Annotated in this window: 18 protein-coding genes and 1 pseudogene; 4 read left to right on the forward strand and 15 right to left on the reverse strand. The window is 47.5% G+C overall.

Annotated features, from left to right (window positions below; all coding sequences use genetic code 11):
* Positions 1-56 precede the first annotated feature (56 nt).
* The 8 genes from HF638_RS12390 to HF638_RS12425 form a co-directional block, all read right to left on the reverse strand.
* Positions 57-2282, reverse strand: a complete 2226-nt coding sequence (locus HF638_RS12390; protein ID WP_211175621.1) for a glycoside hydrolase family 88/105 protein — start codon at positions 2280-2282, stop codon at positions 57-59.
* Between the two features lie 9 nt (positions 2283-2291).
* On the reverse strand, positions 2292-3113 hold the full coding sequence (locus HF638_RS12395; protein WP_169480485.1) for a polysaccharide deacetylase family protein: 822 nt from the start codon (positions 3111-3113) through the stop codon (positions 2292-2294).
* A gap of 32 nt (positions 3114-3145) precedes the next feature.
* Positions 3146-4762 (reverse strand): glycoside hydrolase family 43 protein, encoded by a 1617-nt coding sequence (locus HF638_RS12400; protein ID WP_169480486.1) that lies wholly within the window; start codon positions 4760-4762, stop codon positions 3146-3148.
* A 12-nt stretch (positions 4763-4774) separates the two neighbouring features.
* Positions 4775-8128 carry a glycosyl hydrolase gene (locus HF638_RS12405; RefSeq protein ID WP_169480487.1) on the reverse strand — a complete coding sequence of 1118 codons (3354 nt, stop codon included), beginning with the start codon at positions 8126-8128 and terminating at the stop codon, positions 4775-4777.
* Between the two features lie 239 nt (positions 8129-8367).
* The gene (locus HF638_RS12410) at positions 8368-9873 is read right to left on the reverse strand and encodes an extracellular solute-binding protein (RefSeq protein ID WP_169480488.1); all 1506 of its coding nucleotides are present in this window, start codon (positions 9871-9873) and stop codon (positions 8368-8370) included.
* A gap of 18 nt (positions 9874-9891) precedes the next feature.
* Positions 9892-10779 carry a carbohydrate ABC transporter permease gene (locus HF638_RS12415; RefSeq protein WP_169480489.1) on the reverse strand — a complete coding sequence of 296 codons (888 nt, stop codon included), beginning with the start codon at positions 10777-10779 and terminating at the stop codon, positions 9892-9894.
* 12 nt (positions 10780-10791) lie between these two features.
* Positions 10792-11721: an ABC transporter permease gene (locus HF638_RS12420; RefSeq protein WP_169480693.1), complete on the reverse strand. Its 930-nt coding sequence runs from the start codon at positions 11719-11721 to the stop codon at positions 10792-10794.
* Positions 11722-12053: 332 nt separating this feature from the next.
* Positions 12054-14459, reverse strand: coding sequence for an AraC family transcriptional regulator (locus HF638_RS12425; protein WP_169480490.1), 2406 nt, complete (start codon positions 14457-14459; stop codon positions 12054-12056).
* A gap of 215 nt (positions 14460-14674) precedes the next feature.
* Here HF638_RS12425 and HF638_RS12430 point away from each other — a divergent pair, with 215 nt between their 5' ends.
* From HF638_RS12430 to HF638_RS12440, 3 genes are all read left to right on the forward strand, one after another.
* Positions 14675-16030 (forward strand): dipeptidase, encoded by a 1356-nt coding sequence (locus tag HF638_RS12430; RefSeq protein ID WP_169480491.1) that lies wholly within the window; start codon positions 14675-14677, stop codon positions 16028-16030.
* 999 nt (positions 16031-17029) lie between these two features.
* The gene (locus HF638_RS12435; protein ID WP_211175622.1) at positions 17030-17665 is read left to right on the forward strand and encodes a TetR/AcrR family transcriptional regulator; all 636 of its coding nucleotides are present in this window, start codon (positions 17030-17032) and stop codon (positions 17663-17665) included.
* 154 nt (positions 17666-17819) lie between these two features.
* A complete protein-coding gene (locus HF638_RS12440) occupies positions 17820-19406 on the forward strand; it encodes an oleate hydratase (RefSeq protein ID WP_169480492.1) in 1587 nt (528 codons plus the stop codon).
* A 679-nt stretch (positions 19407-20085) separates the two neighbouring features.
* Here HF638_RS12440 and HF638_RS12445 read toward each other — a convergent pair.
* The 4 genes from HF638_RS12445 to HF638_RS12460 form a co-directional block, all read right to left on the reverse strand.
* Positions 20086-20457: a hypothetical protein gene (locus tag HF638_RS12445; RefSeq protein WP_169480493.1), complete on the reverse strand. Its 372-nt coding sequence runs from the start codon at positions 20455-20457 to the stop codon at positions 20086-20088.
* Positions 20458-20621: 164 nt separating this feature from the next.
* Positions 20622-21842, reverse strand: coding sequence for an N-acetylglucosamine-6-phosphate deacetylase (gene nagA / locus HF638_RS12450; protein WP_169480494.1), 1221 nt, complete (start codon positions 21840-21842; stop codon positions 20622-20624).
* A complete protein-coding gene (gene nagB, locus HF638_RS12455; protein WP_169480695.1) occupies positions 21839-22567 on the reverse strand; it encodes a glucosamine-6-phosphate deaminase in 729 nt (242 codons plus the stop codon). The genes nagA and nagB overlap by 4 nt, the downstream gene beginning before the upstream one ends.
* Positions 22568-22576: 9 nt before the next feature.
* Positions 22577-23440, reverse strand: a complete 864-nt coding sequence (locus HF638_RS12460) for a MurR/RpiR family transcriptional regulator (RefSeq protein WP_169480495.1) — start codon at positions 23438-23440, stop codon at positions 22577-22579.
* 229 nt (positions 23441-23669) lie between these two features.
* Here HF638_RS12460 and HF638_RS12465 point away from each other — a divergent pair, with 229 nt between their 5' ends.
* Entirely contained in the window at positions 23670-24017 is a 348-nt protein-coding gene (locus tag HF638_RS12465) for a hypothetical protein (RefSeq protein ID WP_169480496.1), read from the forward strand.
* A gap of 140 nt (positions 24018-24157) precedes the next feature.
* Here the strand turns inward: HF638_RS12465 and HF638_RS12470 are convergent, their stop codons facing one another.
* From HF638_RS12470 to HF638_RS12480, 3 genes and pseudogenes are all read right to left on the reverse strand, one after another.
* The gene (locus tag HF638_RS12470; protein ID WP_169480497.1) at positions 24158-24697 is read right to left on the reverse strand and encodes a DUF4303 domain-containing protein; all 540 of its coding nucleotides are present in this window, start codon (positions 24695-24697) and stop codon (positions 24158-24160) included.
* Between the two features lie 306 nt (positions 24698-25003).
* A pseudogene (locus tag HF638_RS12475) lies at positions 25004-25102 on the reverse strand (LuxR C-terminal-related transcriptional regulator); the annotation flags it as partial.
* Positions 25103-25113: 11 nt separating this feature from the next.
* Positions 25114-26661 carry a recombinase family protein gene (locus HF638_RS12480; RefSeq protein WP_169480498.1) on the reverse strand — a complete coding sequence of 516 codons (1548 nt, stop codon included), beginning with the start codon at positions 26659-26661 and terminating at the stop codon, positions 25114-25116.
* Positions 26662-26668: the final 7 nt, after the last annotated feature.

The following is a 26668-nucleotide window of genomic DNA, read 5'->3' on the forward strand; positions in this document are numbered from 1 at the left end:
CTTTAGCTGTTTACCTACTTATAGAGGCTATCCACATGCATCCGTTGCGTCAAACATCAGCGCTGCGCGGCTGTAACCGAAGAATCGATAGACACCTCGCGTAGCTGCTGGTTCATTTTATGTGCCTCAATGCCAGCCAACAGCACAATACCGATTCCATGGGTATCATTCAGATTCCATCCCAGATCATCGCGATAATACAAAGCGGTAAACGAGTACCCGGAGCCCCGGCATACCCCGTATATATTGCCTTTATAGTCAATCGACAAGCGCGTTATGCCTTCCCATCCTTTGCGTACGGCCTCCAGATAAGGCTCAGGCTGTTCCAGCCAGCCTTTCCGAATACCACGGGCATAAGCGTAGATAAACATCGATGTACAGGAAGTCTCTTCATACGAATCCGGGCGATTCAGCACCTGATGCCAAAGTCCATTTTCCCCTTGCAGCGCCAGATAACCCTGACTTAAATCACGATAGAAAGTTAGCAGTTCCGGCCGTTTCACATGATCATGTGGCAGGATGGATAACAGTTCGGTTAAGGAGAATAGCACCCAGCCGTTCCCGCGTCCCCACGGAATACCTGTCGCACGACCTCGCACAAAATCATACACATGGGACATGATCTGTTGTTCGGGAAGATAGAGGTATTTACGGAACATCAGGAACTGATTAACCGCATCATCCCAATACGTCCCATCGCCTGTTAACTGACCGTAACGCACCAGAAAAGGTGTGCTCATGTATAAGTCATCACACCACATCGTCTCCTGACGCATCTCTCCACTGCCGCGAACCCGGTAAAAGGCACCATCCTCCAGACGTTCCTGCTCATCCGTAATGTAGCCCGCAATCCGATCCACGGTATCTCTTCCCCCACGAATATCGCACAACTCCATCGCAGCAAGCAGCGTAGACCCAAACGAACCGCAATCATCCAGACTGTCGATGGCAGACAGTTGATTATTAATCCCTGCCGCACCATAACCTTCCCGATCCCATAGACCATAGCGATCAAATGAAGTGCTCAGTTCAATATGTTGCCGCACATACTGAATGTAATCATCACGTCCCAATTCTTGTCCCGTTTGGAGAAGTCCAAGCAGGGTGACACCGAGCGGATAATTCCACTTGCCGTAATGTGTATTCTCCAGATAGGGACGAACATGCGTACCGGGAAGATCTACCCGCCAATATACACCTTGGGCGCCATCATCAAATACGGTGTCTGTTCGCACGATGTCCGTGTGGGATGGTTCAGCACCGGGAGCAAACACACCTGTGTACAGCCAGGGGTCAGAGCATCCCGCAACCGGATGAGGAGGTTTCAGTCTCCAGCCTGTGGAACCCGAACGCTCTGCATCTTCCAACGTGAATCCCCACGAGTCACCAGCTTCCTGGATTACACCTTTAGCGACGAGATCCGAAGAACCGTAACAGCGCGAGAGTTCAACACGGAAGTTACCGCTACTTCCAGCAGAGTATACTTCAGTGCCACCCACATACAGGGTCAATGCTCCATCATGACGACCTTTTAAAATAACTGGTGATGTTCCTGGCAAGGTTACATCCAATCTGGACCATGCGTAGGCCACAGCGGGCTGTTCCGTGCCGAAGATCCGAGCAAATGAACCTGCGCTCTGCTCCTCATCTGTCCAACCCCTGCGCGGATACCAGGAAAGGCCCGTCTCTTCTTCCGTCATGCCGTCACGAGGAAGAGATAATACAGGTTCATCGACGGGTTCCGAATATAACCAGCCTTCCTGACCCTGACGATCTGCCCCAGGCATGAGGAAGTGCAGCGGGAAATTTTTGAACGAGGCTGTTCCGTAGATACCGCCGAATCCCACTTCTGTTTTGACAAAACATAGCAACACATCATTCCAGCCATAGTTAACGGAAATCGGAATCTGGGTTCTTCGCTCTGGAAATAATTCCTGCAATAGCTCAGACTTGAATACCTCTTCACCATTCACATAGATCGTCACTGGACTATAACAGTTCAGGCCCGTATTTAACGTTGCATTCTGCTCGCTCCATAACTTGCCCCGTACATACACGTATTGCCCTGCACGCGCCTCTACGCATTTCTCATTCAGATTCAGGTTGTAACGATAGTCCCCTAGCCTGCGAAAACCTCCCCGATGATAGGCTCTGAACAAAAAGGAATGTTTCGGATGATCGCCAATATAACGCTGAGCCACCGTAGTCAATATATCCGGAATTGAATCGTATACCTTGCCTGCAATCGCCTCGTTCTCATGAAAATAACGAATGATCGTCAACTCCCTTCCTTATACCTTGATTCGTTCGCTTAGCCGCAATGTCTCTCCGCCTTGCACTTCAACAATCTGCTGATCCGCAGTGAACCAAACCGGGATGGCAGACGGATTATGGATGATGGATCGATCAGCTGAACACTCCAGTCGTTGCACCGCTTTCCAGTAGGCAATCACTTCAATGTTCGTCGCGTACCAGATGTCGTTCCTGCCGCCAATCTGCTCACCAAACTGTTCGATGATCTGCCAGTTGTCGTTGTCATTGAACTCATAGCTGTGACCCCAGACGTAGAGCAATAGTGGCGTACCTGTTTTGGAATGTTGGATAAAACGTTCAGCATGCGCCGCCAGATCATGGTTATGATGACACGTCGGATGCCATTCAAGGGGACGGTCTGGCAACGTGTATCTGCCATGTGATTCAACGGTACGAGCATAATCGATGCCAAGCCACTCCAGCTTCGTACTTAACGCACGGTCATACCCTCCATTGGGATAAGCCATACCTCGTACCGGATAACCGACAAGCTGCTCCAATGCTTTTCGGTCCTCCATAATCTCTTCGGTCAGAAGTTCATTCGGAACATAAGGCAGCGTAGGGTGAGTAACCGTGTGAACGGCCACTTCATGCCCCGCATACAGTTCAGCGACTTCCCCCGCCTCAATGCGGCCTGGATTACCCAGGGTACCGGAGTTCAGATTAAATGTTCCCCGCAGGCCATACCGATTACAGATTTCCACCAGTCTGCGATCATGCACCACTCCATCGTCATAGCTGAGCGTCAACGCTTTCATCACACCACCTGGATAACGGTCAAACTGAATACGATGTCCCATTTTGCTCCTCCTCCAGCTTCTGCTCTTACTTCCTAGTCCCGAATTTCCTTCACGTTAAAATAACGAAAAACACCCTGACCTCCACGATTCGTGAACCGTGTGTTTACAGCAAAGATACCCATCTTCGCACCAACCCAGAGGGCTGTTGTGGCGTTAAACGGTGTACCTATCGGCTGAAACTCCGCTCCGTCTTCGCTCCAACTAAACTGGCACAAGGCAGGTTCTGTCAGGGTGAACCGAAGATGAATGGTCCGGTCGGTTACATGCGAACCCTGGCCCTCCCAGTCCAGTCTCGTTTCCTCCCATTCATCTGCATGCAGATGGCTGTCTGCACGTTTGGTTCCGCGAATCAGCGATAACCGAATGGTTCCATCTTCTGTCTGTAACAGACACAGGCTTGCATACGAATCACCAAACATGATGAGACCTGACTGATCCCCTTCCTGTCCAGGCAGGAACGTGAGCTTGGTCGTCGCCACAAATTCAGATGCGGGCAGCTTCTGCAACAGAAGATGAGGTGTACCAAACAAAGACTGAATGCCCTCCGGGTATGGATGAGCAGGTAATACCAGTCCTCTTTCCGTACCTGCATCAGACCACTCGGGACGGGAGTTCGCCTGCCATTGCCATTGCAGCCCCAGACGATCAGTCTGAAAATCATCGGATACATCAGGCACAGTGATCGAATAAACGGCTCCTACATCCGGTTTGACGTGCACATCCACAGGTTCACCCGTTCCATGACCTTCACGGTCTATTCCAATGACAGGCCAGCCGTCTTCCGTCCACGTCATCGGCTGAAGATGAACAATGCGCCCATAGGCATCCCGATCCTGAAAATGAATAAACCAGGACTGCCCTGATTCCAGCTCCACGTATCCTCCCTGATGAGGTCCATTGACCGGTGAAGCTCCCTGATGCATGACAATTCGATCCTCATAGGGCCCAAATACCTGTTGGGAGCGCAAAACCGTCTGCCACCCCGGCTTCACGCCTCCAGCAGGAGCAAAGATATAATAATATCCCTCGCGCTTGTAGAACTTAGGTCCTTCAATGGTCGGATGATGTTTGGTTCCATCAAAGACGATCAACCCTTCGTCCAGAAGCTTGCTCCCATCTGCAGCCATCCGGCACACCTGGATTTTGCTCTTGATTCCACTGCGACTATGGGCAAAAGCATGTACTAGATAGGCTTGCCCATCCTCATCCCATAATGGACAAGGGTCAATCCAGCCCTTCACTTCATGAACCAGATGCAGCGGCGACCACTCGCCTTCAGGGTGATCTGCCGTGGTCATAAAGATGCCCTCATCCGGTGTGCTGAAGAAGATCCAGTACTTTCCGTCGTGATACCGAATGCTGGGTGCCCATACGCCTTTTCCATGAAGAGGTACATCGTATCCTGGCAGATCCAGCCGTTCTATGGCATATCGGACAAGCCGCCAGTTCACCAGGTCCTTCGAATGTAAAATCGGTAGCCCCGGGGTATGCGAGAAACTCGATGCCGTCATATAGAAGTCATCTCCTACACGAATCACATCCAGGTCCGAATAATCGGCATGCAGAATCGGATTGCGGTATGTACCGTCTCCCTGATCTGCAACCCAGACCGGGTCCAGTCTTTGTTGTTCTGATTGGGTTGTGCTCATACGTTCACTCCTTCATCTAAATTCTTCCGCAGGTACATGACCTGCGGCCTGTAATCGATGATGTTCCGAATCAAAATAGGCGCCTTCCAGCAGGCCAATCAACGTGTTGGTAACACGAACTTCAATGTCGTTATCCCCTGGACGAAGCCAGGAGGCTTCTCCCTTCCAGCGATACGGAGACCAGCATCGCACACCAAGACTATGTCCGTTCACACGCACTTCCGTCACATCCTGCACCCGCCAATGGCTAAATTCCAGTTCAAATGAGGCAACATCTTCCCCTGACTCATCCAGCCAGAACGTGCGTTTATAACTCATTTCCCCGGCAAAATGGGGATACAGCGGCTGCGGTTCAGGTCCGATGCAAAGGGCCGTGTCCGGTTCCCGTACGAGCGAAGCCATGCCTTCATGATGGAACTCCACGCCGAATCTTCCTTGTAGATACAAGGGATCAACGATGCCATCCTCATCTTTCGTCACCTGCACAATCACCGTCATTTCGTTGAGACCGCTATGCAGCAGCTCCGTGATATTACAAGCGATGTTATTGTGGTCGGTTATTTCGATTGGATCGAATTGTTCTTTTCCAAGTGGATGCCCATTAATCTCCATGGACCAACTGCCCGAGATCGCCGTTCTGTCCATAAATAACAGGCATGCAGGCAAAGCCGTTCTCAGTTCAAATGTGGTCGTATATCGACACTCGATCGGGTAAGCAATAGATGATTTTTTCGGTGTGCCAAATACCTGATTAAACTGGACTGGCAGAGGATACTGTTCCGATAATTCTGCCGCCTGATCAATAAACGGTTTCACAGCTACATGCTGGTTTTCCAGAATTACACCGTTAGCATTGGATGCCCGAAGATCGAATTGTCCCATTCGCAAGATGTTAGGCTGCACCGTTTCCAGTCGCCATGGCCCTTCTGAAGGGACCATGATCTTACGGGCCTGATTAGCCCCTGCCGAAACTTCCGCTCCCAACGTCGATCTAGGTTTGTCTGCAACATCCACTTTCGTTGTTAATGCCTCTTCCTTCGCAGGTTGTAAAGTAAGACGAACAGCATGTGCTTCATAAGGCGCCAGCGTTAGCGAAATGCACCATTCCCCGCCACTGCTCGTATACGGCAACTCCTGGAGCTGCCCTGTCTCCAGATCGAGTCGTTCTGCCACGAGACAAGCACCCTCTGCCAGCCCCGTTCTATCCCACAGCTGTCTGGCGACCAGCTTTAATTGACCCTTCAGGTCCTGACCCTCCTGATTGGTCAAGAAAACCATATGCTCTCCATCTGACAATTGACGGGTTTGCATCAGCAGAGATGCACTTTCCTCCTCCATGATCCAGCAGATGGGTTCAGGCAATACCTGATCGAGCAGGAGAGAGATCAGCTCCAGCGAAAAGTCATCTCCTTGCCCCGTTCCTGCGGGTAGAAAATAAGCATTCCCCTCACCCTGATGCCACATGATTTCACGGTTATCGTGATCTGTTGTCACACTACGGCCCCAGTACACCTCTTGCGGCTGCTCGCCCGCACCAAAGAACTGGGCAGATTCATCTCCCTCCGGACTTCCCGGCTGAATCGCAATATGCGGAGGCATCCCAACAGAGATGACAGTTCCTCCCTGCCGAACAAATCGCTTCACCTGTTCCCAGGCCGCGGCCTCCAGATTCAGCATCGGTGGGAGAATCAGTACGTCATAACGGGCCACGCCGATCTGAATGATGCCATCCGTTAAGTCAGCGTCAGCCAACAATTCTGGATCAAGGTGGTCATAGTCCCGTCTGTTTTCGAGCAGATGGGTAGTAATCCGCATCCAGTCCTTCGTCAGGCGCTCCAGTTGCGCGCGTTCTAATTCGTCCTCGCCGCTATACTCGAATCCATGCAGCGGATTACCCATCAGACTCCAGAATGTCGTCGTTGGATCAAGCACAGCAATTCGAATGTCTGCTGCTCCGGTGCTCATGAGATAGCTCAACCGTCCGGTGTAATCCCCCAACTGCCGGAAATGCTTCCAGTAGGGATTCTGCAAAAATTGAGACGGCGGTGCATCATGCTTGGCAAGCCCACCAATCGTATAGAAGAAGGCGTGAAAGTTATAGAAATTGGTGCCCATGGCAGCCATGCGATCAATCATCCACTTGGCATCCTGCAGCGTCATGGACCAACCTACACTGTGAAAACATTCAATCAGATTGCGGCATCGGCCCAATTGCCGGGCAAGCGAACTGACCATCTTGGGATTGTCACGCATCTTTTGGCCGTAGCGTTCCAGAATCCACGATAAGGACCGTCCGATTTTCTCATGTGCCGAATCACCACCTGGCATATGGCTGAACAACTGGGTGGTCATCCGTACGCCAGGCACCTCAGCCGCGTACTGGATTCCTGCTTCCTCACACCAGTCATGCACCTGTTTGTGATAGGACTCCCTGAGAAGCAGGTGAAGTGACTGGTAATAGTCATACCGAATCCGATGCGCGTCCGGAACATCACCATATAGCAGGGCCGGTAGCGAATCAATCAGACTATAACCACAACGCTCACTGAAATAACGGGGAAGCTGTGGGGACCAGGGGATACGGCCCAGCGGTGCGATCTCATCCGAGAACATTCCTTTGATCACGCTTTCAAATTGATCTCCAACCGCTGACTTATAACGCTCGTGCGTCAGTTCAATAAAACGACTCATCGCTTCCTTGTGGCAAGGGTCAACAAAGTTGCCGTAATATTTGAAATCGTCGATCTCTTTTTCCTGAAATATAATCAATTCCCAATCACCCGCGGGAACATCCCACAACAAGCGGAACGCTGTTCGGTAGGTGAAGAACCGCTTGCGGTTATACGATGTGAGTCCGGTCTCCTGATAGACCTGATCCGTCTGGATATTGCCGATTTTGCTGCGTAGATCGATGGACTCATGCCACAGACGTTTTCCCTGTTCATCCTTGGGAATCGCCTTGGCAACCAAGACGCGTCCCCATGGCAACTCCAGATCCACAGCTTCTCCGCCCTGAACCACCAACTGGTGATGCACGAGCTGACGCTGCTTCGCTTCAGGAAAATCAAGGGTCACTTCCCCACCAGCCATCCCGCTTGGATATGGATATTCATCATATAACCATACCTGCATGCTGTGAGCAGCCGCCGCTTCCACTGCAATCCGCACCTTATCAAACCACGCTTCCGACAGATAGGGAATTTGCAGTCCCTGACGTGGACAGATGAAGAATCCACCTACACCTTGCGCCGCCATCTCAGCCACTTGCCGCTTAATCTGTTCTTCTTCCATATCCCCATTCCAGAACCAAAAGGGATGAACCCGGTACTGCGCCTCGGGATTTTCAAATGCATCCCCGTTCCACATGTTGCCTTCCTCCCTGCCTGTTCAAGAGTGTGTGGTGTCCAGCTTTACCAATAACGTTCATTTCAGTTCAAATAGGTTTGTTTTGTTTTGATTATACATCAAAAACCATATGCAGGAAGTTGTATTTTCCAGAAAGTTGGATGAAATTTGGTTCGCGAATCAAGCCATCACAGCGATAAGAAAAGCCCGGCTGTTTCCGCTACACTGAAAGCACGGCTGCCGGGCTCTGGCTTATACGACTACTTCAGCGCAGCGTACAGTTCATTAACTTCTTTGACATAATCGTCTCCACCATTGTTCTTCCACAGAGCAACAGCATCTTCGAATCCTTTCTCATCAATCTGACCTACGATATATTTGATCCGTGCATCGTTAATGATATTGTCCAGCTGCGGTCCTTTCTGAGCGTATACATCCGAGATCAGCGGTTCGCCAGGATTGGCAATGACAATCTCTTCGTTGGCTTTCTGCACCTGTGTAACCTTTTCACGGACAGGTGTCTGTTGAACGCGAAGCGTTCTGTCTTCCGGGACAAACATTAAAATCTGATTTAAGCCTTGCAGGTCGCGGAGTGCAAGCTTTTCAGTGCTCGGTACGATGTAGTCTTCTTTCTTCTCGTATTGCTTGCCTTCCAGTCCGTTGTACAACAATGCCTGCAATTCCGGTTCATTCAGCTGATCGAGGAAGCTCAGCACCTTCTTCAGGTCTTCTTCCGTTTTGACACTGCTTTTGGAGATCGCAATCAGGCCGGAGTAGCCGGACGTTGGCATATCACGCAATCCCTTTGGACCTTCCATCGCTTGCAGCACATCTACGCGTCCTGTCGCATTGGGGTCTTTATCCAGTATTTTCTGATCCATGCGCTGCGCATTATCTGCTACATCCACCATGACACCGGCTTGACCGTTTACAAATGGATCAGGCAGTTTGGTCGCATCCATCACGGCAAAATCCTTGTTTACCAGACCCTCACTATAGATTTGACGGAAAAATTTCAGGGCTTCCATGTATTCTGGTGTCTCATGCGCCGGAATCAGACCTCCGCTGCCATCATCTCCCCATTTGTTGGGTGCACCGAACCATACCTGCATGTTATCCCATGGGCCCGTGAATTTGCTGGCAACCAGACCGTACGTATCATCCTTGCCGTTACCGTCCGGATCATCCTTCGTGAACGCTTTCAATACATTGTAAAATTCATCAATCGTCTTCGGCTCTTCCAGCCCCAGATTCTCCAGCCAATCTTTGCGGATTGTGACCCCATTACGTCCTAGGGCGCGTGCCCGGTAGATTCCATAGGTTTTGCCATCGATTGACGCATTGTTGGTGATGATTTCATTCATTTGACTCAGATTCGGATAATCTTTCAGATAAGGACCAAGCTCCCAGAATGCTCCGGTTCGGGCCGCATTGATGAAACTTGGGGACTTCCCTAACACCACCATAATCTGAGGTAGCTTTCCCGAGGCAAGTGTAATGTTGAATTTGTCTTCGTACGAGCTGCTCGGCACCCACTGCAGGTTCACATCCACCTTGGTCAGTTCTTCAAGCTTCTGGATGACCGGACTGTTCTCCGGCGGATTCTCCGCTTCAAAGTTCGGTAGCATGATTGTAATCTCATCGGTGCCACCCGCTGCTGTTCCTGAACCTTCTTTATCCGTGGAGCATGCGCCCAGAATCGTACTAAGTACCAGTGACGCAGAGAGTAGCAGTGCACCTTTTTTGAATCCCGTTTTTTGTCCCATACGTTCTCCCCCTTGGCTTTAGCCTTTGATTGAACCTAACATGACACCTTTGGCAAAATGCTTCTGCAAAAACGGATACACCAACAAAATCGGAATGGTACCTACAACGATCACCGCCATTTTGATCGACTGATCTGGTGGCTGTACAAAATTGGGGTCCATGTTCGCCATATCTCCGACACTGGCTTGCGAGAGTAATACGATCTGTCTCAACATGACTTGTAGCGGCCATTTGTCACTGTCGGAAATGTACAGCAGTGCTGAGAAAAAGTTATTCCAATGTCCCACAGCGTAGAATAACGCAAACGTGGCAATCACCGGCTTCGATAAAGGCAGAACGATTCGCCACAGCACGCCTAGATCCGAACAGCCGTCGATGCGGGCCGCTTCCTCCAGCCCGGGCGGCATTTGCTGAAAAAAGTTTTTGACAACAATTAAGTTAAAAGCGCTGATCGCGCCAGGAAGCATAAGGGCCCAGTAGGAATCAAGCAGTCCCAGTCCACGAATGACGAGATACGTTGGGATCATACCACCGCCGAATAACATCGAGAAGATCACCATATTCATCATGACATTACGGCCCCAGAAGTCACTTCTGGATAGTGGATAGGCCATCGTTAGTGTGAAGAACAGATTGACCAGTGTACCTGCCACCGTAATGAAGATGGAAACACCAATGCTGCGAAAGATCGTGGACGATGAAAAGATATACTCATACGCGCTGAAGGAAAACACCTTCGGAATAAGGAAAAAACTGCGTTCAGTGATCTCGGCTTCCGTTGCGAAAGAATTCCCTATAATATACAGGAAAGGAAGGACGGTTAATATGCCCAGAATCCCCAGCATGACGTAATTGAAGATATCAAATACCTTGCCGGCAGGGCTGTTGTATAGACGGCTGTTCATGGGCGCTCCTCCTTAATAAATTCCGGGATGACCGAATTTTTTCGCAAGTTTATTACTGCCGAGCACCAGAATGATCCCCACCACAGACTTGAATAGTCCAACAGCGGTACTGTAACTGAATGCACCTTGCGTGATCCCCACCGTATACACATACGTATCAAAGACGTCAGCGACATCCCGGTTGAGAGAGTTGGTCATCAGATAGATCTGCTCAAATCCGGTATCAAGGAAATTCCCCAGTCTGAGAATGAGCAAAATGACAATGGTCGTACGAATGGCTGGAAGCGTGATATGCCACATCCGCCGTAATCGTCCTGCGCCATCTACAATCGAAGCTTCATACTGCTCCGTGTCCACACCTGCGAGTGCCGCCAGGAAGATAATTGTGCCCCAACCCATCTCCTTCCACATCATCTGTACAATAATGAGCGGACGGAACGAACCCGGACTGGAGAGGACATCAATAGGCTTGCCTGTAATCCAGGCGATCAGGTCGTATAACACGCCGCCTTGCGGGGTCAGGAACACGTACGTAATACTCGCGATAATTACCATGGATACAAAATGGGGCACATAGACCAGCGTTTGAATCGTTCTTTTGAAAAAAACGACCCGAATTTCATTTAATAATAAGGCGATAATGATCGGTGCCGGGAAAAAGAAGATAAGATCATACAGGGCCAGAACCAGCGTATTGCGTAATAGTCGGTAGAAGTCCGGATTGGAGAAGAAGTTCGTAAAGTTCTCTAGCCCCACCCAGTTGCTCTCCCGGATGCCCAGGAAAGGCTGGTAGTCCTGAAAGGCAATGACGATCCCCCACATGGGCAAGTATTTAAAGATGACAAAGTACAAAAAGCCGGGAAGCACAAGCACATATAACCATTTGTTTCGTTTGATCTGCCTTTTCCAATTGGACTCCTGTTTTAATGGTCTTGTTGCCATATCCGCTTGAGCAGTTGCAGTGCCGTTGGTATTCCAGTCCGTCTTCCCGTTCATCATGTCTCCCCTCCCTCAAAGATGTAAGCGTTATCAATTTATCTGTTATTCAGACTATACAGACGCCTGGTTTCCGGCAACCTTCATTTTTTGCATTACTACGGAATGATGGCCGAAAATCCCGCTATAACGCCATTTCCAAAAGAAATGAAACATAACGTAGCAGGTAGAATTGCACATTTTTGCGGGTTTATCCTTCTTTGTATCACGGTAAAAAAAGAAAAAACCGGCATCTGCTAAAGCAGGATGCTGGTCAGAAATGACAAAAATATAAACGGTTATTGTCCGAACCATTGATCGCGATACTGACTCGGCGTAACTCCCTCCTGTTTCTTGAAAATTCGATTAAAATAACTGTGCTGATATCCCACAGCGGCCGCAACATCATTAATTTTCATCGTTGTCTCACGTAGCAATTGCTTCGCCGCATCCATTCTCACACGTGTCAAATAATCAATAAAATTAATCCCCGAAACCTGTTTGAAAGCCTTGCTCAGTGCATAAGGTGTCATCTGCTCCTCATCAGCACAGTTTTCCAGCGAAATGTCGCTTCGGTAATGCGTATCGATATACAACATCGTTCGTTCCACCACCAGTTTCAGCGGTTCCTGCGACCATACCTCAACCTCTTGTATATAAGGTATGAATACCTCATTCACCATCCATTGCTTCATCTGTACAGGTTCACGAATACCGGATAATCGCTCATACATGTTGCTACCACCAAACAGCTTATAAGGTGTGACCCCTGTTTGCAGCATCATGTGCTGAATACTGCCGAGCAATTGAAGCATCATCTGCTGCACCTGAAATTCGGTACTGCCTGCCCGCGTAATCTCACTCATGAATTGCTCCAGCACACGTTCCGCTTCGGCTTGTTTGCCCAGCCTGACCGCCTGTAGTAACTCACGTTCCAGCCCCAATGGATAGGAAGCTGCTTCGTTTCTGCGGAAACACGCCTCATCCTCCAGATCGAGAATCTGACTTCCTTCCTCCACACTGCGATAAGCCACGGCCTGTTCCATCTCGACGAATCGTCCGGGCAGTTCCTGAAGTGAAGTTGCTGGGCGACTGACCATCAAAGTCACCTTCATTTTGAGCGTTCGTCCAATGACCTCCACCAGTTCCTGTCCCCATAACAACGCTTGTGACTTCACAGGTTCATCCTGGGGAGCGATCACAAGCATGGCTGAAGACAGGTCGTGAAAGTTCATAACACTGATCTGCCTGAAAACATTTTTCGCCACTTCCTGTGTAATATTCACTGCTGCAAAGGTGACTAATCCCGTGTCCTGGCTTCCAAATCTGCCTTGCAGCTGCTCGTACCCCGTAAAATACATCTGCACCAGCAAATACTGCTGACCCTCCAGCTCAAATCCGAGATGACGCATGCGCTGCTGGAGATCCTGCTCGTTATAGGCGTACAGATGCCCCTGCACAAGTTGTAAGACAAAACTGTCGCGCAGATGGGGAAGCTGCTCTTGCAACTGGCGATGTGCCGTTACACTGCGGGAGGTCAGTTCGTTCCACTGTTGCTCCAGCAACTCAAACTCATCCAGCTTTGCATCGGTTGGTGTTGTTTCGTTTCGGCCAGGCGTAAGCAGATGCAGCATCCGGGCTACAGGCGAATATATACGGCGTGAAGCAAACCAGGATAACAATAATCCCAGGATGAGACTGCCTGCACTGGCAATGACGATGATTTTGGATACCAGCTTGACTGGCGAAGTGACTGATGTCAAAGGTGCAGCAGAAACATAGGTCCAGTCCGAATCAATTCGACTCAATGAGCCGTACGAGACGGAATAGGTCTGATCCTCATATCGGAACAGGAATGAACGGTTGTCCGCATGCAGGGCAACTTCTTCTTTTAGCTGCTGCTCAAAAGCAGAGTTCTCTCCCGCCGTTCCCGGATTACCGGTAACCAGTGTGTTTCCTTCCTGATCCATGAGGAACGTTAACCCTTCGTCATATGGAGTAAGCGTTTTCAATAAACTGGCGACTTTCTCGTTATCCAACGTAATAATCAGTGCACCAAATGGATTAATGCTCTCCCCCGGAATCTTATGTACAAGAACCAGTGCATTGCCTGCATCCGTATGCAGTAGACTGTCGTCGGTAGAAGGTGCGGTATCTCTGTTGATGCTGGAAACCCAGTCTGTCCAGTACACGTGGTTGCCCATGGAAAGGTATCGATCATACGCTTGTACTTTGGCATCATCTTTCAACTCGTTATAATCCCGATTAAACAAGATCGGCTTCGGTTCCTGCAAATACAGCTGTGCTGACTTGATCAGCGGGTGGGAACCTTGCAATACATATAATGTAGTGACAATCTCCTGCGTTTCATTGAAATAATACACAAAATCCAGCGTCCGCAAAGCATTGCCAAACCTCGGTTCAAAAGCCCAATGAGATAAGTTCATCTCCAGATAAGCCAGCTGGTCATCCACATTGCGTGCCCGGTTCTCGATCTGGTTCTGATGCATCTGATTGAACTCGGTCTCCATCCGGCCAACCACCTGTTGATACATAACGATGCCTGTGATTAACCCGGGAATGCTGGCAATGAGTAAAATAAGCATCAGGCTGTTTCGATAAAATCGTCCTTTATGCCTTCCTGCCTTTAAATCGGATAACCGCTTGAATCTGCCAAATATTCGATCGCTCCTAGTCGGTTCCATCGTTGTTCACCTGCCTGCTTGCATCGGGTCTGACTGTCATGGAAACTTCCTCAACTCCCCTGAGAATATATGGATGAAATCCTTTTCTTGTATTATACGCACAATCTACAGGTGAATGAAACGATCTGTAACCGATCATTTTTTTAACCAATGTTTTATTAACATGGCAAAATGGATTACAATGAGATAAAGCAAACATGAAGGAGGCCTTTTTAATGAAAGAACAGACTTATTTTGAACAAAATAGAGAAAAACACCTGGCAGAACTGAATGAATGGTTGTCCATTCCGAGTATTTCCGCCATTTCAGCGCATAAAGAGGATGTTAATCGTGCAGCACAATGGGCAGCAGATGCGCTCACACGTGCAGGTATGGAAAACGTAGAGGTCATTCAAACGGCTGGACATCCGATTGTCTATGCAGATCACCTGCATGCACCGGGCAAACCGACAGCTCTGATCTATGGACACTATGATGTACAACCTGTTGATCCGCTTAATCTGTGGGAGACGCCTCCTTTCGAACCTACCGTTCGTGATGGCAAGCTGTTTGCCCGTGGTGCGACGGATGACAAAGGACAGATTTTCCTACATATCAAGGCAGTAGAAGCCATTCTCGCCGAAAACAAAGAACTTCCGGTTAACATCAAGTTCTGCATTGAAGGCGAAGAGGAAATCTCCAGCCCCAACTTGCCCATCTATCTGAATGATAATACGGACAAGCTGCGTGCAGACATGGTACTGATCTCGGATACGTCCCTGCTTGAAAAAGGCAAACCGGCGATCTCCACTGGCCTGCGCGGTCTCTGCTCGCTTCACGTAGATCTGAACACAGCCAATACCGACTTGCACTCTGGTTCATTTGGTGGTGGTGTACCTAACGCACTGCACGCACTCGTATCCCTGCTCGCTTCGTTGCATGATGAGCAAGGTCGTGTGAGTGTAGACGGTTTCTACGACGGCGTTCTGCCACTGTCTCCTGAGATGAGAGAAGAATTTGTAAAACAAGGCTTCAATGAAGAACAGCTTCGTCAAGACCTTGGGCTGGAGCAATTGTACGGCGAAGAAGGCTACTCGTTCGTGGAACGTGTTGGCGCTCGTCCAACATTGGAACTGAACGGCGTATGGGGTGGTTTCCAAGGCGAAGGTAGCAAAACGGTTATTCCGAAGGAAGCTCATGCCAAAATTACCTGCCGCCTCGTGGCGGACCAGGATCCACAACATGTATTGGATCGTATCGAAGCACATCTGCGCGCTCACGTTCAACCGGGTGCAACGCTACATGTGAAACAGATCGAGAAAGCTTTTGCTTTCAACACCGATCCTTCCAATGCAATCCTGCAAAAAGCGGCAGATGCGTATGAGCACGTGTATGGCGTTCGTGCCCTCTTTACCAAAGATGGCGGCTCCATTCCGATTGTTGAGAAGCTCTCACGTGTACTCGAAATCCCTGCTGTCATGATGGGATTCGGCTTGCCGGATGAGAATTTGCACGCACCGAACGAGCACTTCAACCTGGAGAACTTTGATAAAGGGTTGTTGACGATTGTTCAGTTTTTGAAGAGTTTGTAATCATCGTGTTTAAAACCAGTTCATGAGGGTGTGCTGCGTGGACGTTCCGGGGCCGAATCGTTCTTTAGATCGCTGTTATCGTCGGATTTTTTGGATTTTCCCTTCTCAAAGGGTAAAATCCGACGATAAAGGCGAACGCTCCGCTTCTTCAGAATCGATTTCGTCCCCTCCACTACGTTGCAGCTTTTCGCATGACTGATTTTAGGATTGAGCTAACTATTGAATGGTTAGTGTAATGGGGAGAACAAAAGGACGGCCTTCGGGTCGTTTTTTTGTTATTTATTTTGTTTTTTTGTTTTTTATTCTTTGTTCTTTGGTTCTTTGGTTCTTTGGTTCTTTGGTTCTTTGGTTCTTTGGTGACGTTGTATTTTTTTCATGGTGCTTCTTATGATGGAGACGATGGAGGCTTACTTTTAAATGGGTTAGTGTATTAGAGATAACAACATGGTGACCTTATTAGGCCGTTTCTTTGGATTTTGTCGCTATCGTTACGTTGTAGCTTTATCCCGACTGCTTCGAAGGATTGGGTCTGACTTTGATGGGTTAGTGTGATAGATTACCTTAACGATGGGCTGCTGAACACTTTTTCGATTTTTTTCTAGATAACTTCGTTATCGTTGTTCCTATGACTGATTTTATAGACGGGGTCTCGGTTTTAATGGTTTAGTGTTATAGAGATAACATACGCGACCTTATAGTCTTTTTTGATTCGGTCTCCTTCACTAGGTTTCAGCTTTTACAGTGGTTGCTTTATTGTGACTGGTTTTAGACAACGGCTAACTTTTAAGGAGTTGTGATAGAGATAACTCAAGCGGTGGTATTCGGCTGTTTGGTTGAATCGATTGATATTCAATATTTAGAATGCACTCTTATGGCGTATGATGTGGAACGGGTAATAGAGATGTTGATAGCTACAAGGGGTTTTGTGGATGGAGAATCTTGCGGGATTCCTGCGTTTTGACTTGTTTGTGCTTAGCGACTTCAGCGCGGGGCTTTTCCATGAGTGTTTACGTGCTGTTGCGCCCCGGCAAGCTAATCCAAAATGATGAGGTGAATGTTGTGTCTGCTTCTCACCTGACCAAAAATGCGCTGGCTCACTCGCTTAAATTACTGATGGAGCATACTCCACTGAACAAAATTACGGTCAAACATCTGGTTGATCATTGCGGCGTAAACCGGCAAACCTTTTATTATCATTTTCAGGATATTTACGCGCTGCTTGGATGGATCTATCAGACTGAAGCAGTGGAAAGTCTTACGGAGTACCGAAGCTACAGCACATGGACGGACGGTTTCTATAAAATATTTTGCTACATCGAGAACAACAAAACGTTTTGCTGCAACACGCTCGACTCGCTCGGGCGTACCCACCTGGATGTATACCTCTATGAAGTAACCCATGATCTGATCATGGGTGTTATTGATGAACTCGCCTGTGGGATTAAGGTCCGCGGTGAAGACAAAGAGTTCGTCGCCAACTTCTATACCCTGGCCTTCACTGGGCTGATCATTCAATGGATGAGAGGCGATATGCAAGAACCGCCAAAACAGATAATTGAGAAGCTCAGTGAGCTAATCGAAGGCAATGTCCTGAGGGCACTGCACAGGTATGAGAATAAGCTGCCATCCACTTAAGGATGCGCGGCTTTTTCATACGTGATCTAAGCCTAGGTTTTAGACACTTTTCCAAAAGTGACCAAAAATTGGACGCTCCCGTTCTTTTGATCATACCTTACGGAACCTGCAAGGTTTACATTAGGGATGTGATTACAGCAACTTTTGGAGGCGAATGATCGTGAAGAAAGAACATGGTAATAAACAGGTCTATTTTGTAGGCGGCGGCATTGCATCTTTGGCGGGTGCAGCTTATCTGGTCAGAGATTGTGGCTTTCCCGGTGAACACATTCACATTATCGAAGAAATGCCGATTCTTGGCGGCAGCAATGACGGAGCTGGTAATACCGATCAAGGATATATCATCCGCGGCGGACGGATGCTCAATGACGAGGCCTATGAGAATCTGTGGGAGTTGCTGGCTTCCATCCCTTCCATCGACCGTCCGGGCATATCTGTCCGACAGGAAATTACCGAATTTGACGATGCCAATCCCACACATTCCAATGCGCGGCTCATCAACCGTGATGGCAAGGTCGAAGATGTGCTCTCCATGGGTTTTGATATGGCGGACCGGTTGGCGATGGGCAAACTGATTATTACTCCTGAAGACACGCTGGGTAAATTGCGAATCAACGACTGGTTTGGCCCTCACTTTTTCAAAACGAACTTCTGGTATATGTGGGCGACGACCTTCGCCTTCCAACCTTGGCATAGCGCCGTGGAATTCAAAAGATACATGCTTCGCTTTTTTCACGAATTCCCAAGAATTCAGACGCTGGAAGGTGTCACCCGCACACCGTTCAACCAATATGACTCGATTATCCTGCCATTGCATAACTACCTGGAACCGTTTGGCGTTGATTTCACGCTGAAATGTACGGTTACCGATCTGGATTTCAAAGACGGCGACGGCATTACGGTAAGTCGGATGCATGTACGACGCGAAGGTACCGAGGAGATCATCGACATTCATGAAGGCGATCTGGTCATTGTCACAAATGGTTCGATGACCGAAGGGGCCGATATCGGCTCCATGACTTCCGCACCGAAACTGAACGGCAAGGGCAGCTCATGGAAGCTATGGGAGAACATTGCCGCCAAGAAACCGTTGCTGGGCAACCCTTCTTCTTTTAATGATCATGTGGATGAGTCCAAATGGGAATCGTTTACGGTCACCTTCCAGGATTCGGTCTTCTTTGATCTGATGGAGAAATTTACGCGCAATCGGGCAGGCACCGGGGCTCTGGTTACTTTCAAGGATTCCAGCTGGTTCATGTCTGTCGTTCTGGCCTTTCAACCGCACTTCCGCGGCCAACCGGAGCATGTCAACGTATTCTGGGGATACGGATTATACCCGGATAACGTGGGCGACTACGTGAAGAAAAGAATGTGCGATTGTACTGGGGAAGAAATTATGCAGGAGTTGATCGGCCATCTTCATTTCCAGGAACATCAAGAGGCCATCATGGCTACCGCCAACTGTATTCCATGCATGATGCCTTACATTACAGCCCAATTCATGCCTAGACTGAATAGTGACAGACCAAAAGTTGTGCCTGACGGCTCCACCAACCTGGCTTTTATCAGCCAATTCTGCGAAATTGCCGATGACGTGGTATTCACCGAAGAATATTCGGTCCGGGCAGCACGGATCGCCGTCTACACTCTTCTCGGAGAGAACCGGCCGATTGAGCCGATCAATAAGTATCAGTATGATGTCCGGACGTTGTTCAGTAGTTTTGTGACTTCGTTTAGATGACTAGTTATAAAGAGGATTCAGATATAGGATGAAAGAATCGTTGGATGGATCGGTGGATGGGGATAGATCTTTGGAGATATCTGTAGGATTCGGTAAGTAACTTTGTGATCTTTAGAAGCTTTGTTATCTTAATTCTATTGATTGTGCCAAGTTAGTAAGATATGAGTTACTACATGAGTTAGCTTCAGAAGCTTGCATCCCCGTTGAACGAGTCAATGAGTGAATATGGTTGTTGCTGAACTGAAGAGTCGTTGTATAAAGAAAATAGAGAGAGTTCCGTCAGCTATGACAGGACTCTCTCTTTCGTTTACTCGTTTACTATCTAAGCCCAACACATAGCTTTCATCGCGATTGCCAACAGTCGTCTAAAGAACCTCACAAGCCTTATTACTTGAAATTTCGCAGGTTTGAAAATCTAACGAATCGTAGACACCTTATTTGTGCTTAAAGCATGTTTGGGTAGCAGAATATCGCTAAATTGCATTGAATAGCGTGTCTGAGATTCGTTACATTTTGTTTGACAGCAAAATCATTGGAATAAGGCTTCACAGGTTCGTTAGCGCTACGCGGCCTACGGAGAAGACTACTTATGAAAATGGAATCGCAGTGATATGTTATTGTCGATATCCTAGTCCATTCTTTCTTGAAACTTAACTTATAACTCTTCCTACTCACTTGCTTATGTGCGGAAAGTCGTGAATTTCAACATGTGCACAAGCTTGGATAAATGTGCGATCTCCTGCTGGACTCCAGCGGTGTCCGTACCTGCCATTGCCTGATTCGCCCGCAGCGTTCTGCGTGTGTTCAGCATACCTTCGATCAGTTTCATGACCGTGTTACGTCCACGATGATCGACAATCATATACTTTTTGCGTGCATCCAGCTCTACCCATACGATGTTGCTGAATGATGTGAACAGATGCTTGCGGTACTGCTCCATATCGGTCTCATTGTAATGCTCGCCATAAAAGGCATAATATCCGTGTATGTGCAACTTCTCCGCCAACACTGTGATGAACGGATCATGTTCGAGCATAGCGTCACGTTCCATGTTTCACGCCTCCGTTATGCGTGATCCGCAGATCCCGTCTTTTTGAGATCTATTTTAACATATTGTGCAAGGTGTTGCCTCTACACAGATAAAAGCCAAGATTTAACTCCGAAGACCGATGCATCACAAATGAGAGTTATTAGCACGATACTAATTTTCTAAATCTAATATGACTCACCGATCCGTCTGCCCTTCACCCACACACCCTCAATATCCAGCTTCGCATTCAGCAAAACGATATCTGCCTGTTTTCCTTGAGCCAGGGAACCTGTCCGATGATCAATGCCCAGCAGGCGTGCCGGGGTCAGACTTGCTGCACGTGATGCAGCATTCAGGCTCAAGCCCACTTCCTGCACCAGATAACGGAAACCGCGAATCATCGTCAGTGTGCTTCCCGCCAGTGCGCCGCCGTCCTTCAGTCTGGCCTCGCCATGCTTCACGATTACGGGCAGGTCGCCGATTTTATACTCTCCGTCATCCAGTCCCGCTGCAGACATGGCATCTGTGATCAACACGAGTTGATCGTTATGTTGCTTCAGTTGAGCGAGGATCGATATCGCCGCAGGGTGCACGTGAATGCCGTCAGCAATTACCTCAGCACTGATGCGTGGATCACTCAGTACAGCTCCGGCAGCTCCGGGTAGCCGGTGATGCAACGGTGTCATGGCATTGAATGTATGTACCGCATGATGCAGTCCTGCCTCGACTGCCCGCTCCACCTCTTCATAGGTCGCATCGGTGTGACCGAGTGCCGCTGTAATCCGCTGTTCACGTAACCACGAGATGACTTCCAGCGCGCCTTCACGTTCCGGTGCCAATGTAACTTGACGGATTAGGCTAGGATATTGCTTCTCCCACGCTTCAAGCCAAGATACATCAGGCAGAATGATGTGTTCCGGATTTTGCGCGCCAGGCCATTTCGGACTAAAAAACGGACCTTCCAGGTGCACACCCTCAAGCTGTGCATATGGCATTTCACTCGAACGATAGCGGTCGACTTCAGCAAGTACGCTGTCCAGGCGCTCTTTTGGAGCGGTCATGGAAGTCGCAAGCATCGCTGTTGTGCCCTGCGTGCTATGGAAAGAAGTGATCTTGTCCAACACCTCTGGGCTTGCGTCCATAAAGTCTTCTCCGTTCCCACCATGCACATGGATATCAATGAATCCAGGCACAATGAGACCACATTCCGGTACTGGCAGCGGCAAAGCCTCGCTCCGAATCCGTTCAGGAAGACCTTCCGGTATCCCAGCATAGAGGATTTCCCCATCCCTCCAGGTTATTACACCGTCTTCCAATATTTCATCTGCAAGGAGCAGCTTGCCCCGAAGAAGAGAAATATTTTCATCGTGCTGGCTCCCGCTAACACGGCTATTCTCCTCCGTCATCTCACCAGCCTCCCAGCCGCACGGTCCAGCAATACCACCACATTCGGATGACATTGCAAAAGCGATGCAGGACAGGCCGTTGTGATTGGACCCATGAAAGCTTCGCGGATAATCTCGGCTTTTTCCTCTCCACGGGCAATGAGCAGAATCTGTTTGGCTTTCAAAATGGTACCGACACCCATCGTAATCGCCTGAGCCGGAACTTCATCAATGCTGTCGAAGAAACGTGCGTTTGCCTTTCGCGTCTCGTCTTTCAGATCCACGACATGTGTTCGTCCTGTAAGTTCAGTTCCCGGTTCATTGAAGCCAATATGACCATTATGTCCGATGCCCAGCAGTTGAAGGTCTACCGGTCCACGATCGTCCAGCCGTTGTTCATAGGAATTACATTCCTGTTCCAGATCGGTAGCCTGACCATCAGGCACATGCGTTCTGGCAAGATCCATATCAATATGATTGAATAATTGTTCATTCATAAAACTGCGGTAACTTTCACGATGTTCTGTTGGAAGTCCGACATACTCATCGAGATTAAAAGAAGAAGCCTGTGAGAAGCTGACAAGCCCCTTCTGGTACAACGTGATAAGCTGTTTGTATATGCCCACAGGAGAACTTCCTGTCGCGAGCCCCAATACAGCCCGTGGTTTGGTTTGCAACAAGCTGGCAATGAGACCAGCACCCGTGGCGTTCAAGTCTTCTTCATTTTCAAAAATGCGTATATTCATCTTCATCTGTCAGGCACCTCCGTTGTGTTGGACTCGATAAGATTGCACATTATGATAGGATTGTTCCAGTCTGGGGATAAAACGGTCAAAGTCGGCACTTACCATGCCTGTGAACAAAATATCGATCACATGCAGCAGCGCAATACGTGAAGCCATATCTCCACGCCTCATGCCTTCTTCCAGAGAGGACGTAAATAGTGGGATATCGGATACAGTTGCAAGCTTGTTACTACCATAGGAAGTCAGTGAAATCGTAGAAGCTCCGGCCTGTTTGGCACAATGCAGGGCATCGATGGTCTCTGGTGTTTCGCCTGAATAGGATACGGCCATCGCCACATCTCCCTCTACGAGCGAAGATGCGGATGTAATCTGCATGTGTGAGTCGGAGAAAGCCGTACAGCTTTTGCCGATCCGCACCAGTTTCTGATAGAAATCCTGTGTAACAATCGACGAGGTTGCCACACCGTACAGATCGATGCGGCGAGCCTGGCACAATAATTGAACGGCTTGCTCCAATCTGCCCAAATCCAGCAAACGAGTGGTATCTGCAATAGACGCGAGGTGGTTAGCTTCGATAGCTTCAACAATTTTGGATAGTGAATTGCCCGCTACAATATCCTGATACGCCGTTTCATCAGATGTGTGGGACAATTCTGCGGCGAGTTTCATTTTGAAATCGGGAAATCCTTTGAAATGAAACGACTTGCAAAAGCGGGTCACCGTCGCCGCACTCGTTCCACTCCGCTCTGCCAGATGACTAATCGTCCAGCCGGGAATGTCCGATGGAGATTGCATAATGACTTCGGCAATACGTCGCTCCTGAGACGGAAGGTTATTCAGTTCTTGCTGCAACGCACGTAATATGGCTGCCATGAGGACCTCACTTCATGAAAATTATTTTTATTTATTTTTAATAAATTAAGAAAATCATTTTTATAACTTCATTTTAATCAAGACGATCCTGCAAATCAAGAGGAATTTCACACGACTTTCGCATTCATACTGAACGTGTGGGTAGACCCTCATCTCCTTGCTCCAAATAGTGGATATCCTTTATATTGAGAATCGAGATATGATCGTATTAAAAGAAGGAGCAATTCTAATGAATCGAAGACAACGGGAAAAGCTCATTCCTTCCACCTGGATTATTGCTACCAAACAAACAGAAGGACGCGCCTATTATGCCCTCTATGCTATCGACTGGAAACGCGGAGGTCGATTGAGTTGGGAAGGCTGGAATCAGCTCGAAGACCTACTGCAATTTCATATTCCGATCAAACGAAAAGCTGGAGGGCAGAAATCCACTTCCCAACCTGCCGCCAAAATTGCGAAAAGAGCGCTCCATCTTTCTCTGAATGATGCACAGTTCGAGAAATTGGAGCAACTCTTTTATCAGCCATTTTCGAAGAAAAGATGGAGGGTGTTCATTCAAACGAATAGGAATCTATAAGTGATATGTATTCGGTTGTTTCATTTTTTCACGCTAAAACAAAAAAAAGCCTCTTCCCTTCTTTGGATAAAGAATAGGAAAGACTTTCGCGGTACAACGATTCAATTCATTTTGATTCAATTTAACTAAGTTAACTCGTTCTAACTGATGCCATCATATCGTTTTAAAAACTTGCTGGCTAAGCTGGGTATTGTCATTTGATGAACCGATTGATTCTCAATCTCCTCCGCCAAATCATCATCTGTGAGAGTAACGAAGAACGTAATGTCTACTTTGGTTTGTCCATATCGGGCGAAAACGTCATCTGCTGTCTCATTTACAACTTTGACGATGATTCGAATGATCTCATCTTTATACTTCTGGACATCCTCTGTTGCATACAACAATCGGCTAATATGGTTAAAGTGCGTATCCTCGCCATATTGATATTCGGAGCAGGCCCATCTGTAATAGATCTCGTCCTCCTCACTATCACACAGCCCTTGCTCTTTCATACTCGAAACATGCTCAGCCAGGGATTCCTCTGTATTCACCGCCAAAAACAGGGTAACCCAATCACTGTCCGTTCCAAATGCACAAGCATATACTTTTTCATGCTGCACCTTAGCCAGCGTTTGTTCCAGATCGGATAGAAACCCCGCTCGAAATTGAATTTCAAATTCACTTAAAAAGCGTTCCACTCAGCTCATCCTTTCATTTTTATTATAAGTTGAAATACCGAATAGTTACACTTGCCACTTCGCTGACAGAATAACCTTCCGATCACTGTTATCGCTCAAACCAACGTTTCACTTTCAAGCCTTACCTAATGCCTTATCCGCTTCATATATGTAATCATCATTATGGTCTACTAAAATAATGAAAACAAGCGATGCTACGTTTCGGATCTTCCCTCAATAACAGCAAAAAAGCCTTGCCCCATTCTTCATGATAAAGAATAGAGAAAGGCTTTCATGCTGCTACTTAATCCTAACTGTAATTCGCAACTAAATCTTCAGTTCTCCAAGCTTAATCAGCTCGACAACTGCCTGCGAACGACCCTTAACATTGAGTTTCTGCATCACATTCGAAATATGGTTTGAAACACACAAAAAAACTATAGCCTACCCAGTACGGAATGGATCTCAACATTGTTTGCATTATCAACAGTGATATTTGAAACCAATTTTTTTAGGATCAGGTTTACTTGGTCTACTTCAGTAAATTGACTCAGATTCGACAATTCATCAAGTGAAATGATTATTTCATTAAATTGTTCATTGTCATTCAAATCTCTTTCTAAATCATCTTTCATTTTGGATAGCTGTGCCTGTTTTTGTTTGATCTCTTGCTCATACTGTTCCTTCTCAAACTCATATTGCTCATCATCAATCTCATCGTTTAACTTTTGCTTACGAATTTCAAAAAGCAATTTACGTGCATTTTGTATCTGCTTTTCTAATTTTATAATTAATTTCCCGGTGTCTTCCCTTGCTTTTTTCGTGATGGTTATCGCTTTACCTGATTTAATCTTGGCTCTCAGTTTCTCACTTAGACTCTGAATAAGAGCATCTTTGAAATCATCATACGGAATCCTGTTGTGATTTCCACATCCAGTTTCACCCTGCCTTCTCCTCTTACTGCACACTAAGTAACGATAGGTGTTCTTCTTGCCATTAGAGGTCACAATGTTCAATGATGATTCGCAATGCTTACATTTGATTATTCCAGCGAATACATTAACCTTATTTCTTACCCCTCCACGCTTTCCACCTCCACGCTTTAAGCGAACCTCCTGTGCTTTTCTAAATAGCTCCTCACTGATAATTGCCTCATGAGTCTGCTTGCCACTCTCTTCCCATAACTCCTTATCACGTTTAACTAATTTTTTGGATCGATCAGACATATTGTTGATATCGTTATAAACCTTCACTACTGTAAACTTGTTAAATATGTTTTTACCTGTATATATCTCATTAGTTAATATTCTTTCAACTGAGGTAATACCCCATTTGCCACCCTTGTAAGAAGGTATTTCTTCCTTATTCAAGTATTTTACTATTTCCTTTTCACCCATCTTCTGATTGACATACATATCAAATATGAGTTGTACAAGGATAGCACGTTCATTAGGTACGATTGTTTTCCTATCATCAACTTTGACTTTGTCGTACCCTAATGGAGCAATTGTGCCCAAAAAATTGCCCTTCATTCCAGATTGTCTAATTCCTCTTCGTGATGAGATGCTAATTTGCTCACTCAACTTTTGGTTCACTGCTGAGAATATTTGAAATTTAAACTCTTCTTTATCAACTTCTGAATCATAGTTCTCGTCTAACGAGACAACTCTCAATCCTAGCTTATCAACAAGAATTCTCTTCAAACCTAACGAATCGTAAGTATCACGAGAAAATCTGGATAAAGAAGAAAAGAGGATGGTCTTAAAGCAACCCTTAGTCGCATCCTCAATCAACGTCTGGATGGATGGTCTTCCAACAATAGAAGTTCCGCTATCCCTGTCCACATATATGTACTCTTCACGAACCTTTAAACTTAACTGCCTTGCTTTCTCTTCACAATCCATCCTTTGATGTTCTGGACTAAATTTTTGGGACTCCTTTGTCGTGGATACCCTAACGTATATCGCTGCATCATCATATCTCATGTAACTT

The sequence above is a fragment of the Paenibacillus sp. SZ31 genome, from assembly GCF_012912005.1.
Classification (GTDB): Bacteria; Bacillota; Bacilli; order Paenibacillales; family Paenibacillaceae; genus Paenibacillus.

What these genes read in the sequence shown, in the direction of transcription:
- HF638_RS12435 (WP_211175622.1), top strand. Translation starts at nt 17,030, where the DNA reads ATGAGTGTTTACGTGCTGTTGCGCCCCGGCAAGCTAATCCAAAATGAT.
- HF638_RS12425 (WP_169480490.1), bottom strand. Translation starts at nt 14,459, where the DNA reads ATGGAACCGACTAGGAGCGATCGAATATTTGGCAGATTCAAGCGGTTA.
- nagB (WP_169480695.1), bottom strand. Translation starts at nt 22,567, where the DNA reads ATGAATATACGCATTTTTGAAAATGAAGAAGACTTGAACGCCACGGGT.
- nagA (WP_169480494.1), bottom strand. Translation starts at nt 21,842, where the DNA reads ATGACGGAGGAGAATAGCCGTGTTAGCGGGAGCCAGCACGATGAAAAT.
- HF638_RS12480 (WP_169480498.1), bottom strand. Translation starts at nt 26,661, where the DNA reads ATGAGATATGATGATGCAGCGATATACGTTAGGGTATCCACGACAAAG.
- HF638_RS12440 (WP_169480492.1), top strand. Translation starts at nt 17,820, where the DNA reads ATGATCGTGAAGAAAGAACATGGTAATAAACAGGTCTATTTTGTAGGC.
- HF638_RS12420 (WP_169480693.1), bottom strand. Translation starts at nt 11,721, where the DNA reads ATGGCAACAAGACCATTAAAACAGGAGTCCAATTGGAAAAGGCAGATC.
- HF638_RS12445 (WP_169480493.1), bottom strand. Translation starts at nt 20,457, where the DNA reads ATGGAACGTGACGCTATGCTCGAACATGATCCGTTCATCACAGTGTTG.
- HF638_RS12460 (WP_169480495.1), bottom strand. Translation starts at nt 23,440, where the DNA reads ATGGCAGCCATATTACGTGCGTTGCAGCAAGAACTGAATAACCTTCCG.
- HF638_RS12405 (WP_169480487.1), bottom strand. Translation starts at nt 8,128, where the DNA reads ATGTGGAACGGGGATGCATTTGAAAATCCCGAGGCGCAGTACCGGGTT.
- HF638_RS12410 (WP_169480488.1), bottom strand. Translation starts at nt 9,873, where the DNA reads ATGGGACAAAAAACGGGATTCAAAAAAGGTGCACTGCTACTCTCTGCG.
- HF638_RS12430 (WP_169480491.1), top strand. Translation starts at nt 14,675, where the DNA reads ATGAAAGAACAGACTTATTTTGAACAAAATAGAGAAAAACACCTGGCA.
- HF638_RS12415 (WP_169480489.1), bottom strand. Translation starts at nt 10,779, where the DNA reads ATGAACAGCCGTCTATACAACAGCCCTGCCGGCAAGGTATTTGATATC.
- HF638_RS12395 (WP_169480485.1), bottom strand. Translation starts at nt 3,113, where the DNA reads ATGGGACATCGTATTCAGTTTGACCGTTATCCAGGTGGTGTGATGAAA.
- HF638_RS12400 (WP_169480486.1), bottom strand. Translation starts at nt 4,762, where the DNA reads ATGAGCACAACCCAATCAGAACAACAAAGACTGGACCCGGTCTGGGTT.
- HF638_RS12465 (WP_169480496.1), top strand. Translation starts at nt 23,670, where the DNA reads ATGAATCGAAGACAACGGGAAAAGCTCATTCCTTCCACCTGGATTATT.